General features: G+C 59.6%; 12 protein-coding genes. 11 read left to right on the forward strand and 1 reads right to left on the reverse strand.

What is annotated here, in order from left to right; translation table 11 throughout:
- Positions 1 to 31: 31 nt before the first annotated feature.
- From atpB to AC1DD5_RS04510, 11 genes are all read left to right on the forward strand, one after another.
- Entirely contained in the window at positions 32 to 832 is an 801-nt protein-coding gene (gene atpB / locus AC1DD5_RS04460; protein WP_442003849.1) for a F0F1 ATP synthase subunit A, read from the forward strand.
- Positions 833 to 911: 79 nt separating this feature from the next.
- On the forward strand, positions 912 to 1,130 hold the full coding sequence (gene atpE / locus AC1DD5_RS04465) for an ATP synthase F0 subunit C (protein WP_003804776.1): 219 nt from the start codon (positions 912 to 914) through the stop codon (positions 1,128 to 1,130).
- A gap of 50 nt (positions 1,131 to 1,180) precedes the next feature.
- On the forward strand, positions 1,181 to 1,738 hold the full coding sequence (locus tag AC1DD5_RS04470) for a F0F1 ATP synthase subunit B (RefSeq protein ID WP_216923955.1): 558 nt from the start codon (positions 1,181 to 1,183) through the stop codon (positions 1,736 to 1,738).
- The gene (locus AC1DD5_RS04475; RefSeq protein WP_442017076.1) at positions 1,738 to 2,565 is read left to right on the forward strand and encodes a F0F1 ATP synthase subunit delta; all 828 of its coding nucleotides are present in this window, start codon (positions 1,738 to 1,740) and stop codon (positions 2,563 to 2,565) included. Before AC1DD5_RS04470 ends, AC1DD5_RS04475 begins: the two co-directional genes overlap by 1 nt.
- Before the next feature lie 85 nt (positions 2,566 to 2,650).
- Positions 2,651 to 4,288 (forward strand): F0F1 ATP synthase subunit alpha, encoded by a 1,638-nt coding sequence (gene atpA / locus AC1DD5_RS04480; protein WP_442003985.1) that lies wholly within the window; start codon positions 2,651 to 2,653, stop codon positions 4,286 to 4,288.
- A 76-nt stretch (positions 4,289 to 4,364) separates the two neighbouring features.
- A complete protein-coding gene (locus tag AC1DD5_RS04485) occupies positions 4,365 to 5,255 on the forward strand; it encodes a F0F1 ATP synthase subunit gamma (RefSeq protein ID WP_477518334.1) in 891 nt (296 codons plus the stop codon).
- A gap of 83 nt (positions 5,256 to 5,338) precedes the next feature.
- Positions 5,339 to 6,790, forward strand: a complete 1,452-nt coding sequence (gene atpD / locus AC1DD5_RS04490; protein WP_431115631.1) for a F0F1 ATP synthase subunit beta — start codon at positions 5,339 to 5,341, stop codon at positions 6,788 to 6,790.
- Between the two features lies 1 nt (position 6,791).
- Positions 6,792 to 7,076, forward strand: a complete 285-nt coding sequence (locus tag AC1DD5_RS04495; protein WP_477520675.1) for a F0F1 ATP synthase subunit epsilon — start codon at positions 6,792 to 6,794, stop codon at positions 7,074 to 7,076.
- A gap of 10 nt (positions 7,077 to 7,086) precedes the next feature.
- Positions 7,087 to 7,518: a DUF2550 domain-containing protein gene (locus AC1DD5_RS04500; protein ID WP_477518335.1), complete on the forward strand. Its 432-nt coding sequence runs from the start codon at positions 7,087 to 7,089 to the stop codon at positions 7,516 to 7,518.
- Between the two features lie 5 nt (positions 7,519 to 7,523).
- The gene (locus AC1DD5_RS04505) at positions 7,524 to 8,822 is read left to right on the forward strand and encodes an alpha/beta hydrolase (protein ID WP_477520676.1); all 1,299 of its coding nucleotides are present in this window, start codon (positions 7,524 to 7,526) and stop codon (positions 8,820 to 8,822) included.
- Complete coding sequence (locus tag AC1DD5_RS04510; protein ID WP_477518337.1) at positions 8,819 to 11,317, forward strand: phosphatidylglycerol lysyltransferase domain-containing protein; 2,499 nt, start codon at positions 8,819 to 8,821, stop codon at positions 11,315 to 11,317. Before AC1DD5_RS04505 ends, AC1DD5_RS04510 begins: the two co-directional genes overlap by 4 nt.
- A gap of 164 nt (positions 11,318 to 11,481) precedes the next feature.
- On the opposite strand, the gene AC1DD5_RS04515 is transcribed toward AC1DD5_RS04510, so the two are convergent.
- The gene (locus tag AC1DD5_RS04515) at positions 11,482 to 11,685 is read right to left on the reverse strand and encodes a cold-shock protein (protein ID WP_018776337.1); all 204 of its coding nucleotides are present in this window, start codon (positions 11,683 to 11,685) and stop codon (positions 11,482 to 11,484) included.
- Positions 11,686 to 11,808: the final 123 nt, after the last annotated feature.

The following is an 11,808-nucleotide window of genomic DNA, read 5'->3' on the forward strand; positions in this document are numbered from 1 at the left end:
CCAATGATGGACACAGCAGAGAGGAAACGCGTTGATCGCGCTTGCGCTCCCCGCCCAGGATTCGGGGTCATTCACCCCACCCGGAATCGACGAAATGCACCTGCCGGCAATCCTGCCTTGGGGTGCGCACGATGGCTTCTCCAAGCAGATGCTGCTGGTGATCCTTTCGGTCGTCATTATCGCTACATTCTTCATCCTCGCTGCACGTAAGCAGCAGCTGGTTCCCGGCAAGCTGCAGTTCGCAGGCGAAATGGCCTATGGCTTCGTCCGTAACAGCATCGCCAAGGACATCATCGGCGGCAAGGACTTCATCAAGTACGTCCCGCTGTTGTTCAGCTTGTTCTTCTTCATTCTGGTGAACAACATCTACGGCGCTATCCCCGTGATCCAGCTCCCGAGCTTCTCGCACGTTGGCGGCGCCTATGTGCTCGCTGCAGTTGTATACGTCACATGGATCGCAATCGGCATCAAGAAAAACGGCCTGAAGTACTTCAAGCTGGCAACGGTTCCTTCGGGCGTGCCGTGGTACATCCTGCCGATCGTGGTCCCGATCGAAATCATCTCGAACTTCATGGTCCGCCCCGTCACGCACAGCCTCCGTCTGTTCGCGACCATGCTGGCCGGCCACTTGATCGTCATGCTCGCCGGATCCGGCATCGAGTTCCTTGTCATGCAGGAGAACGTCCTGCTCAAGGGAGCCTCGGTCCTGGTCCTGGCCGGCGCCATCGCAATGTACATGCTGGAAGCACTGATCATGGCCCTGCAGGCATACGTGTTTACTCTGCTGACCGCGATCTACATCGAAGGCGCACTGCACGCCGACAGCCACTAGGCTCCCAAATCTTCCCCTCGCGGGGATGAAGCAACCCAAACAACCTGCCGCACGGGCGGCATCTTGAAAGGAAGAAAAAATGGAAGGCTCCATCAACGGCTCCCTCAACCTCATCGGCTACGGTCTCTCGGCCATCGGCGGTGGTATCGGTGTGGGTCTCGTGTTCGCCGCCTACATCAACGGTGTTGCACGTCAGCCGGAAGCTCAGCGCGTGCTGCAGCCGATCGCGTTCCTTGGTCTTGCTCTGACCGAAGCCCTCGCCATCCTCGGCCTGGTCTTCGCTTTCGTTCTCAAGTAAACCGAAGAACCAGGCGAATTCCACACACGAGTAGATAGGACGGGTGAAATATGAATCAGCTGATCATCTCAGCCGCCACTGAAGGCGAAGAGGCCACTAACCCTCTCGTTCCCAATGTTTGGGAAATGGGTGTCGTCCTCGTCGGCTTTGCTGTCCTCCTGTACATCGTGGTCAAGTTCATTGTCCCGATGTTCGAGAAGACCTTCGCAGAGCGCGCCGAAGCGATTGAAGGTGGCATCGCAAAGGCAGAAAAGGCACAGGCCGAAGCTTCTGCAGCTCTTGAAGAGTACAAGCAGCAGCTCACCGATGCCCGCGCCGAAGCCAACCGGATCCGCGAAGAAGCACGCGCTGAAGGCGCCCAGATCCTCGCGGACCTGAAGGCGAAGGCTGCTGCCGAGTCTGCCCGCATCACCGAGCAGGCACACGCCGCCATTGAGTCCGAGCGCCAGGCAGCTGTTGTCTCGCTTCGCTCAGAGGTTGGCACTTTGGCTACCACGTTGGCTGGCCGCATCGTTGGTGAAGCACTCACTGACGATGAGCGTGCCGCACGCGTTGTGGACCGCTTCCTGGCAGATCTGGAGACCCAGAACGCAGGTGCAGCTAAGTAATGGCAGGTATATCGAGCGAATCGCTGACCACGGCGCTGGCGCAGTTGGAAGCAAAGCTTCCTTTTGCCTCGCTGCAGTTGGCAAAGGACCTCTTCGGAATCCTGGGAACGGTGGACAGCTCGGCTGGCTTGCGCCGCGCCTTGACTGACCCGTCCCGTAGTGGAGACGAGAAGTCGGCGCTGGTCAAGCAGCTGGTTAGCGGAAAAGTCTCCGCTGATGCTGCTGAAATCGCAGGCGGACTGGCTGGCTTACGCTGGGCATCTGCACGCGATATCGGCGATGCACTCGAGACTCTTGCCGCCACGGTTGTCATTGCCGTAGCTGAAAACAAGTCGGCCGTTTCTGCCTCTGGTATTACGGGGCTGGAAGAGCTGGAAAACGATCTGTTTGCTTTCAACCAGGCCGTCGCTTCCAGCCACGAAGTACAACGTGCTCTGTCTGAGCCGCAGGCATCCGCAGCGGCCAAGGTGGCACTTGCCGAGAAGCTTGTTCCTGGCGCCAGCGAGGAAGCAAAGGTTCTCATCAGCCAAGCCGTAACACAGCCGCGCGGTGTCAAGCCGAGCAAGCTCGTCGAGTCCTTCGCCAAGCTTGCAGCCAAGCGTCAGCAGCGCTGGATTGCTACTGTCAGCGTTACCCGTCCGTTGACGGAAACGCAGGCCAGCCGTCTGCAGGCCGGGCTTAACGCCCTGTACGGCCGCGAGCTGAAGGTCAACCTCAATGTTGACCCCCGCCTCATTGGTGGAATCCGGGTTCAGGTGGGCGATGAAGTGCTTGACGCTTCTGTTATCGGCCGCCTGACCGACCTCCGCCGTCAGCTCGCTGGCTAGCGAAGACAAAGCACAACTTAACTGATATAAAACCCGGTCATCGTGAGCAACGATGATCACGAAAACAGGAGAGCAGGGACTGCAGATGGCCGAATTGACCATCAACGCCGACGACGTCCGTAATGCGTTGAACGAGTTCGCGGCGTCCTACGAACCCGGAAACGCAGAGCGCGTAGAGGTTGGTCGTGTGACCACCGCAAGTGACGGCATCGCCCGTGTTGAGGGTCTTCCCTCGGTCATGGCGAACGAGCTGCTTCGCTTCGAAGATGGCACGCTGGGCCTGGCCCAGAACCTTGACGTCCGCGAGATCGGTGTCATTATCCTCGGTGACTTCACCGGTATCGAAGAGGGTCAGGAAGTACACCGCACCGGTGAGATCCTGTCCGTACCGGTTGGCGATGCCTTCCTCGGTCGCGTTGTCGACCCGCTGGGCCAACCGATCGACGACCTCGGCGAGATCAAGGCCGAGACCACCCGTGCACTGGAACTCCAGGCTCCGGGCGTCACCGAGCGCAAGTCGGTTCACGAACCGATGCAGACCGGCCTCAAGGCTATTGACGCCATGATTCCGATCGGCCGTGGCCAGCGTCAGCTGATCATTGGTGACCGCCAGACCGGCAAGACCGCAATCGCTGTGGACACCATCATCAACCAGAAGGCCAACTGGGCTTCGGGCGATGTCACCAAGCAGGTCCGCTGCGTTTACGTTGGTGTTGGCCAGAAGGCTTCCACCATTGCCGCAGTGCGCCAGACCCTTGAGGACCATGGCGCGCTGGAGTACACCACCATCGTGGCCTCCCCGGCCTCGGACCCCGCCGGCTTCAAGTACTTGGCACCGTATGCAGGCTCGGCTATCGGCCAGCACTGGATGTACGGTGGCAAGCACGTTCTGGTGATCTTCGATGACCTTTCCAAGCAGGCCGAAGCCTACCGCGCGGTTTCCCTGCTGCTGCGTCGTCCGCCGGGACGCGAAGCCTACCCGGGCGACGTCTTCTACTTGCACTCCCGTCTGCTGGAGCGTTGTGCAAAGCTCTCTGACGAGCTCGGCGCAGGCTCGATGACCGGTCTTCCGATCGTCGAAACCAAGGCCAACGATGTTTCCGCTTACATCCCCACCAACGTGATCTCCATTACTGATGGCCAGATCTTCCTTCAGTCTGACCTCTTCAACGCCAACCAGCGTCCTGCTGTTGACGTTGGTGTGTCGGTCTCCCGCGTCGGTGGCGCTGCCCAGGTCAAGTCCATGAAGAAGGTCTCCGGTACCTTGAAGCTGGACCTGGCGCAGTACCGTGACATGCAGGCATTCGCCATGTTCGCTTCGGACTTGGATGCGGCTTCCCGCCAGCAGCTGACCCGTGGTGCACGTCTGATGGAACTGCTCAAGCAGGGCCAGTACTCACCGTTCCCGGTTGAGGACCAGGTTGTCTCCATCTGGGCTGGTACCAACGGTTACCTGGACGACGTCCCGGTTGAAGACATCAGCCGCTTCGAGTCCGAGTTCCTGGAACACCTGAAGCACAAGTCCTCCATCCTGACCACGCTGGCTCAGACCAACGTCCTGGATGACGACACCGCTGCCGCACTGAAGGAAGCCATCGTCTCCTTCAAGAAGGGCTTCTTCGGCGAGGGCGACAACCACCTGGTTGGCGCCGGACACGAAGAGCACGCACCGATCTCCGGTGGCGACGTCGACCAGGAAAAGATCGTCAAGCAGAAGCGCTAGTTTCGATGACCTGTTCTGCCGGGGTCCGCAAGGGCCCCGGCAGGGCAGTACGTCGGGAACTTAGGAAAGGATAAGTATGGGAGCCCAGATTCGGGTCTACCGTCAGAAGATCAGCTCGACGACGTCGATGCGCAAGATCTTCAAGGCGATGGAACTGATCGCTACCTCGCGCATCGGTAAGGCCCGCGCCCGCGTAGCAGCTTCACTGCCTTACGCGAACGCGATTACCCGCGCCGTTTCTGCTGTCGCAAGCCAGACCGAAATCGACCACCCGCTGACCACCGAGCCGGAGCAGATCCGCCGTGCCGCAGTCCTGATCATTACCTCGGACCGTGGCCTTGCAGGATCCTACTCTGCGAGTGTGCTCAAGCAGGCTGAAGGTCTCACCGAGCTTCTTCATGCAGAAGGCAAGGAAGTCAAGGCGTACCTGTTGGGCCGCAAGGCGCAAGCGTACTTCGATTTCCGCAACCGTGACTACGCCCGTGTATGGACTGGCGGCACGGACGCACCGGAATTCGAAACCGCACAGGAAGTCGGAGCGGCACTTCTCGAAGACTTCGCCACTGACTTCGAAGAGGGTGGCGTGGACGAAATCCACGTCGTCTACACCCGCTTCAAGTCCATGGTGACCCAGGAGCCGACGGTTATCCGTTTGCTTCCCTTGGAGGTCGTCGAAGAGGAAGCAGCCTCGGAGTCAGAGCTGCTGCCGTTGTACGAGTTTGAACCGGAAACGGAGCAGGTCCTTGACGCCCTGCTTCCGCGTTACATCGAGTCCCGCATCTTCGCAGCCATGCTGCAGGCGGCAGCTTCCGAGCTCGCAGCCCGCCAGCGCGCCATGAAGTCGGCCGGTGACAACGCTACGGACCTGATCAAGAAGTACACGCGCCTTCGCAACACGGCCCGTCAGGCCGAGATTACGCAGGAGCTTTCCGAGATCGTGGCTGGCGCCGACGCCCTCGCGTCCTAGCCGGTACGGATTCGGCTCGAAGCCGCACCTGCACCAAACAGATAAACTTAACCCCACGCCATCTACTGAGTGAAGTGAGAGAGATGACTGCCACTGCTACCGAACACGTAGCAACGGCCGGTGCCACCGGCCGCATTGCCCGTGTTATTGGTCCGGTTGTCGACGTCGAATTCCCGGCTGACGCAATCCCCTCGATTTACAACGCTCTGACCACTGAGATCACTCTCAATGGCCAGACCAAGACCATCACGTTCGAGACCTCCCAGCACTTGGGTGACAACCTCGTTCGCGCCATCTCCCTGCAGGCTACCGACGGACTCGTCCGCGGTACCACCGTGCGGGACTCCGGCGCTCCGATCTCTGTGCCCGTCGGCGACGGCGTCAAGGGCCACATCTTCAACGTCCTCGGCAAGCCGCTGGATGTTGAAGAGTCCGAGATCAAGGCTGACGCTTACTGGCCGATCCACCGCAAGGCTCCGTCCTTCGCTTCCCTCGAGGGCTCCACGGAGATGCTCGAGACCGGCATCAAGGTTATCGACCTCCTCACCCCGTACATCAAGGGTGGAAAGATCGGCCTGTTCGGCGGCGCTGGTGTTGGCAAGACCGTTCTGATCCAGGAAATGATCACCCGTGTTGCCCGCAACTTCGGTGGTACCTCGGTATTCGCCGGTGTTGGCGAGCGTACCCGTGAAGGTAACGACCTCTGGGTTGAAATGGAAGAGGCCGGCGTTCTCAAGGACACCGCCCTTGTCTTCGGCCAGATGGATGAGCCGCCGGGAACGCGTCTGCGTGTTGCGCTGTCGGCTCTGACAATGGCGGAGTACTTCCGCGATGTTCAGAACCAGGACGTGTTGCTCTTCATCGACAACATCTTCCGCTTCACGCAGGCAGGTTCGGAAGTTTCCACGCTGCTCGGCCGCATGCCGTCCGCAGTGGGTTACCAGCCGAACCTCGCTGACGAGATGGGTCTCCTCCAGGAGCGCATCACCTCCACCAAGGGTCACTCCATCACCTCGATGCAGGCTATTTACGTGCCTGCTGATGACTACACCGACCCAGCTCCGGCAACGACCTTCGCACACCTCGACGCGACCACGGAACTTTCCCGTGAAATCGCCTCCCGTGGTCTGTACCCGGCCGTTGACCCGCTGACGTCGACCTCCCGCATCCTGGACCCCCAGTACATCGGCAAGGACCACTACAACACGGCTGTCCGTGTAAAGCAGATCCTGCAGAAGAACAAGGAACTCCAGGACATCATCGCCATCCTCGGCGTTGACGAACTGTCTGAAGAAGACAAGATCGTCGTGTCTCGTGCACGTCGTATCCAGCAGTTCCTGTCCCAGAACACCTACACCGCCAAGCAGTTCACCGGCGTCGAAGGCTCCACCGTGTCCATCAAGGACACCGTGGAAGGCTTCACTGCTATCTGCGACGGCGAGCTGGACCACATCGCAGAGCAGGCGTTCTTCAACGTCGGCGGCCTGGATGACGTCGAGCGCCAATGGGCCAAGATCCAGGAACAGACCAAGTAGTATGGCTGAGCTCGAGGTTGAGATTGTCGCAGCGGACCACTTTGTGTGGTCCGGCGCGGCCAAGATGGTGAAGGCCCGCACCAGCGATGGTGAAATCGGAATCATGCCGGGCCACTCGCCCCTCCTGGCCATCCTGGCTGAGGGTGAGCTGGCAATCCAGCCGGTTTCCGGTGACCGTATTGCGGTAGTTGTTGACGGTGGATTCTTCTCCGTGGACAACGATCGTGTGGTCATTGTTGCTGACAACGCCCAAATGGGCGAAGCGGCTACAGCGGGGATCCGATAGCACGACCTTGATGGACGATTCCCTTATTCCGTTCATCGCCCTGGCAACGGCGTTTGCGTTGCTGATTTTTTCACTGTGCCTTTTTGGGGTGCGCCGCTTCAACCTGCGGCGCGCCCTGGGCACGGTTGACGCCTCCATTTGCACGGCTGGAAACAGTTGGCAGATGGGGGTTTGTCGTTATCAGGACAATGAACTTGAGTGGTTCCGCTTGGTGTCCCTGAGCGTGATCCCAAAACATAGATACAAACGCAGTTCCTTGGAGCTTCTTGGCCGGCGTCAACCGACTGAGGATGAGCTCGTCAAGGTGCAGCCTGGCGTCGTCGTGGTTGAACTCCAATATGAAGGTAAGAAGTTCATGCTTGCCATGAACTTCGATGCCTATGCCGGTCTTTCCTCCTGGCTCGAAGCCGGGCCTGTCATCGGCGTCGGAACCTGGCGTTAGGCCCCATGGATTCTCTTCTGGACATCAGCCTTGTTGATGGTCCATTCCTGTGGTTGAGCATCATTGCGGGCATGGCGGGGGCGGTGTACCTGCTGTGGAAGCGCCAATCTTCCTGGCCGCTGGCGGTCGCAGCCTGCTTGGCGGGTGCTGTTGGCCTTGTGGTCCTGGCACATTGGATCCTGGTTGATCTGATGGCCATCTTCTCGGAAAATCTTCCCTTTGAGACTGTGGCCTGGTCGGTTCCGGCTGTCGCGGCCGCCCTGCTGTTTGGGGCCCGCTTTCCGCGCGCCACCTGGAAGAGCCGTGTCCGAAGCCTTGCTGCCATGCTTGGCGTAGTCCTCGTGAGCCTCGTCCAGGTCAATGCGTACTTTGGCCTCAACAACACTGTCGCTGACCTTCTGGGCACGGCCGTCGCCCGGATTCAACCTTTGGAGTCAAGCCTTCAACGCGCTCCGGACAGCAAGCCGGGACCTGCGCCCTCGGTTTGGAAAGCTCCGGAGTCAATGCCGCGGAGCGGCATCCTTCGGAAGGCTCAAATCCCGGGAAACGCATCGGGCTTCACAGCACGCGAAGCCTACATCTACCTTCCACCGGCCTATCAAACTGCAGCACGGCCAAGTTTGCCGGTGCTGGTGCTCTTTTCAGGGCAGCCCGGTGGTCCGGCCGACTGGTTAACCGGGGGCCAACTCCGCGCACAACTGGACAGGTTTGCTGAAGCCCATGGCGGCATCGCACCGGTCGCGATCGTGGTGGACCCAAATGGCTCGGGAAACGCCAATACGCTGTGCATGGACAGCCGCATCGCGCAGGCTGACACTTACCTGTCCCAGGATGTGCCCACCTGGATCAGCTCCACCTTGGACGTATCAAAAGATCATCGGTTGTGGGCTGTTGGTGGTTTTTCGTTCGGCGGTACGTGCGCCGTACAGATGGGGACAAACCATCCCGAACTGTTCACTTCGATAGTGGGTTTTTCCGCTGAACGGGAGCCTTCCCTGGCGAAGGACCGGAATAAGACCATCGCAGACTCGTTCGAAGGCGACGTGGGCGCTTTCGAGTCAAGGACGCCATTGTTCTTGATGCAGCAGCGGAATTACGAAGGCAGCGGCCTGTACTTGGCTGCAGGAGCCACTGACACTGAGTTTACCGACTACATGCACGTTCTCGCGGATGCTGGGAAGGAAGCGGGTTTCACCACGGAAGCGCACTCCATTCAACACGCCGGCCACTCTTGGGACACAGTGGTCAGGGGTATGCCTGGTGCCTTGGAGTTCCTGTCTTCCCGATGGGGACTAAGCCAATGAGCCTTGCCCTGAAAGGCGTCGTGCAGCCGGCCTTGAGGCAGACCGCCAAACATCTCCGCGCCACACCGTTCACCACGTTCGTCCTTGCCTTGTTCGTAGCGGTGTCCCTTCTGTCCGGAAGTATCCTTGCGGGACCTGCAGAATCCTTGCTGCCTGTGGCGGGAGTGACCCTGGCCGGTCTGCGGTCGGGGCAGTGGTGGTCCATCTGGACGTCGCTGTTCTTCACCACCAACCTGTTGGCGTTTGTCACGGCAGCCCTCATGATCCTCTTCCTGTTGGGGCTGGCGGAGCGGCGTTTCGGCTTCCTCCGGACGGCCGGTGTCTTCCTGGGGAGTCAGTTTGCGTGCATTGCGGCGTTCCTCCTGGTCACCCAAGTGGCGCTGTACATGGATGACGGTTGGATCTCCAGGATGGTGGATACCCCGCTGATCGGACCCTATGGCGCCCTGATCGCTACGGCACTTGCAGCCAGTGCGTTGCTGCCGACGCTGTGGCAACGACGCCTGAGGACCGTGGTGCTCTCCTTGTCCCTGCTGCTGGTGCTGTACATCGGACATGCCGAGACAGTGATGGGCCTTGTGGGAGCGTTGATCGGCCTTGGAGCTGCCTGGTGGATGCAGAGCAGCCAGGGTCACCTTCATTTACACCGCTCCACGGGCCGCGAAGTCCGGAACCTGCTGGCCCTCACCATGGCCATTTTCGCTGCCGGCCCTATCCTGACTGCTGCCGCCAAGAGCCCGTCCGGTCCTCTGGCAATTTTGCGGGATGTCATCCTGAACCCGCTCCCGACACTGAGCCAATTGGAAAGCACTTGCGGTGGGACAATCGACGTTGCTTGCCTTGAGTTAAGCCGCCAGGGTTACACGGGCCCTTTCGGGCTGGCCCTGGCTGTCGTGCCCGTGGTGTTGTTGCTCATTTGCGCCGAGGGCATGCGTCGTGGCAGGCGTCTGGCCCTTGGGATAGCCATCGGTGTCCAACTGTTGGTCGTGGCCCTTTCCACAGTTTATTTGGGGCTTTTCGCCAGCATCCCGTTGCCTCAAGGGCGTCGAGTGCCCACGTTGAACCCGGCTGTTGTACATCTCATTCCCCTGGTCTTGGTTCCGCTGACCCTGGCGGTCCTCTTGTTCGCTTATCGTGGACATTTCCGCGTTGAGTCTTCTGCCCGGATGCGGCGGCGGGTCTTCTGGCTCGTTGGCCTCACCGGCGGAACACTGGCGCTCGCGTACGCTGGCGTGTGGTTGGCTTCAGGCGGTATGACGCGCGACGGCGGCCTCTTGGGTTTGGGTGCCGAGCTCGCCAGACAGTACCTGCCGGTTCCGTTGCCCAGCGTGTACCGGAAAGTGTTTGCTGAGCGCGACGCTCTTGAAGTGTTCCTGTTTTCCTACTCCGGCACCGTCTTCTGGCTAGTGGCATTGATTGGAGCGTGGGTACTCCTCATCCGAGGCCACCATTCCGCAGGTTTGGACCATCAAGGAAGGGATCGCGCACGTGAATTGGTGAAAACCGGCGGTGATTCGCTGTCTTGGATGGCGCTCTGGGAGCCGAACAAATACTGGTTCAATCCCCGGGGGACCGGGGGAGTGGCCTATCAGCAGCATGGCCATGTCGCCCTGACTTTGGCGGGTCCCGTAGGTGCGAAGGAGCACCATGCGGAGACGGCTGGAGGATTCCTTGACTACTGCTCCCAGCATGCCTTGATACCTTGCCTCTACTCCTGCACCGATGAATTATGGCCTATGCTTCAGGCCCGCGGTTTTCGAAGGGTTGCCGTCGCCCAGGAAACCCGCTTGAGGATCAGGGGCTTGGAGTTCCGCGGCAAGGAGTGGCAGAACGTCAGGACATCACTCAACCGGGCAGCAAAGATGGGAATCACCGCCACATGGGGTCGGTATGCCGCGCTTCCGCATGCCCTGCGGGCGCAAGTGGGCGAGGTGTCCGAAGAGTGGGCTGCGCAAAAGCGCGTACCTGAGATGGGGTTCACGTTGGGCGGCCTGGATGAGCTCGAGGACCCTGATGTGTTGTGCTGCGTGGCAACTGACGCAAAGGGGTTCGTTTACGGGGTGACCAGCTGGCTTCCGGTCTACCGGGACGGCAACGTTGTGAGCTGGACCTTGGACTTCATGCGTCGCCGTGGCGATGCCTTCCCCGGAGTGATGGAATTCCTGATTGCCTCGGCCATCCTGCATCTCCGGGAGTCCGTGGACGCCATATCCCTTTCCGGTTCGCCCCTGGCACGGGAAAAGGGTGAGATTGATCAGCGGGCCGAGGGACTTGCCGGCATGCTGGACCTGGTTGGCCAGGCGCTGGAGCCTGTTTATGGTTTCCGATCGTTGGCTTCTTTTAAATCACGTTTCCAACCGGACTACCGAACTTTGTACATGTATTACCAAGACCCGTTGCACCTCCCGGCAATAGGCAGGGCATTGAGTCGCGCATACCTTCCGGGATTGTCTGTTCGACAATCCGCCAGATTACTGCGAACCCTCGTTGCTTGAATTGTCAACGCCTATTCCAAGATGGCGTCCCGCATTTCTTCACGGTTTGTAACAGGAGTCGTTGAAATATCAGACATTCTGACTATTAAACATGTTGGTCCCGCCTCGAAAGCCGGGACCAACATGTCAGTTGAAACTGCAACAAACAAAATCAACAGGTAAGACTAGACGACCGTAACGCCGGTTGCCTGGGGGCCCTTGGCGCCCTGACCGATCTCGAACTGAACGCGCTGGTTCTCATCGAGGGTCTTGAAACCACCGGTCTGAATCTCAGAGTAGTGAACGAAAACATCCCCATCCGAGTCATCCGGGGTGATGAAGCCGAAGCCCTTTTCAGCGTTGAACCACTTGACGGTTCCCAGTGCCATGTATTTCTCCTCATTATGGAACATCAGTCCGATACACCTCGTACCGGCCCTTGTTACTCCGCGAGAAGATCCGGATTCCGTCCAGGCTTGGCCTGTATGGTTTCGCAGGAGCTTCACGCTCGC

This window comes from Paenarthrobacter sp. 10L420, assembly GCF_056395385.1.

Bases quoted from the DNA above. Each gene is read 5' to 3' on its own strand.
- atpE (WP_003804776.1), top strand. From the start codon at position 912: ATGGAAGGCTCCATCAACGGCTCCCTCAACCTCATCGGCTACGGTCTC.
- AC1DD5_RS04470 (WP_216923955.1), top strand. From the start codon at position 1,181: ATGAATCAGCTGATCATCTCAGCCGCCACTGAAGGCGAAGAGGCCACT.
- AC1DD5_RS04475 (WP_442017076.1), top strand. From the start codon at position 1,738: ATGGCAGGTATATCGAGCGAATCGCTGACCACGGCGCTGGCGCAGTTG.
- atpA (WP_442003985.1), top strand. From the start codon at position 2,651: ATGGCCGAATTGACCATCAACGCCGACGACGTCCGTAATGCGTTGAAC.
- AC1DD5_RS04485 (WP_477518334.1), top strand. From the start codon at position 4,365: ATGGGAGCCCAGATTCGGGTCTACCGTCAGAAGATCAGCTCGACGACG.
- atpD (WP_431115631.1), top strand. From the start codon at position 5,339: ATGACTGCCACTGCTACCGAACACGTAGCAACGGCCGGTGCCACCGGC.
- AC1DD5_RS04495 (WP_477520675.1), top strand. From the start codon at position 6,792: ATGGCTGAGCTCGAGGTTGAGATTGTCGCAGCGGACCACTTTGTGTGG.
- AC1DD5_RS04500 (WP_477518335.1), top strand. From the start codon at position 7,087: ATGGACGATTCCCTTATTCCGTTCATCGCCCTGGCAACGGCGTTTGCG.
- AC1DD5_RS04505 (WP_477520676.1), top strand. From the start codon at position 7,524: ATGGATTCTCTTCTGGACATCAGCCTTGTTGATGGTCCATTCCTGTGG.
- AC1DD5_RS04510 (WP_477518337.1), top strand. From the start codon at position 8,819: ATGAGCCTTGCCCTGAAAGGCGTCGTGCAGCCGGCCTTGAGGCAGACC.
- AC1DD5_RS04515 (WP_018776337.1), bottom strand. From the start codon at position 11,685: ATGGCACTGGGAACCGTCAAGTGGTTCAACGCTGAAAAGGGCTTCGGC.